Source organism: Arthrobacter cavernae (genome assembly GCF_017368795.1).
Classification (GTDB): domain Bacteria; phylum Actinomycetota; class Actinomycetes; order Actinomycetales; family Micrococcaceae; genus Arthrobacter; species Arthrobacter cavernae.
Genome location: NZ_JAFNLL010000124.1, coordinates 1 through 841 on the forward strand (window position 1 = coordinate 1; position 841 = coordinate 841).

Sequence of the window (841 nt, forward strand, 5' to 3'; positions counted from 1 at the left end):
GGAATTCCAGTCTCCCCTACATCACTCTAGTCTGCCCGTACCCACTGCAGAACCGGAGTTGAGCCCCGGTCTTTCACAGCAGACGCGACAAACCGCCTACGAGCTCTTTACGCCCAATAATTCCGGATAACGCTTGCGCCCTACGTATTACCGCGGCTGCTGGCACGTAGTTAGCCGGCGCTTCTTCTGCAGGTACCGTCACCCGAAGGCTTCTTCCCTACTGAAAGAGGTTTACAACCCGAAGGCCGTCATCCCTCACGCGGCGTCGCTGCATCAGGCTTGCGCCCATTGTGCAATATTCCCCACTGCTGCCTCCCGTAGGAGTCTGGGCCGTGTCTCAGTCCCAGTGTGGCCGGTCACCCTCTCAGGCCGGCTACCCGTCGTCGCCTTGGTAGGCCATTACCCCACCAACAAGCTGATAGGCCGCGAGTCCATCCAAAACCGCACAAGGCTTTCCACCACCACACCATGCGGTGAGCGGTCGTATCCGGTATTAGACCCAGTTTCCCAGGCTTATCCCAGAGTCAAGGGCAGGTTACTCACGTGTTACTCACCCGTTCGCCACTAATCCCCCCAGCAAGCTGGGGACCATCGTTCGACTTGCATGTGTTAAGCACGCCGCCAGCGTTCATCCTGAGCCAGGATCAAACTCTCCGTTGAAAACAAACAGACACAACCACCGCCCCCGGAAACACGGGAAACGACGGCTGCACAAAATCTGAAACCAGCTGAACCAGGCCACCACACACGGGGGTGCGGGCAACCCGGCAAATCAACCAATCCATAAAAACAAATCGGTATCAACAAACTTGGCACACTATTGAGTTCTCAAACAACAGAC

At 56.6% G+C, this 841-nt stretch carries 1 rRNA gene; it reads right to left on the reverse strand.

The annotated features are described in order from the left end of the window. Nucleotides 1–660: ribosomal RNA gene (locus J1902_RS19085) — 16S ribosomal RNA — on the reverse strand; the annotation flags it as partial. Nucleotides 661–841 lie beyond the last annotated feature (181 nt).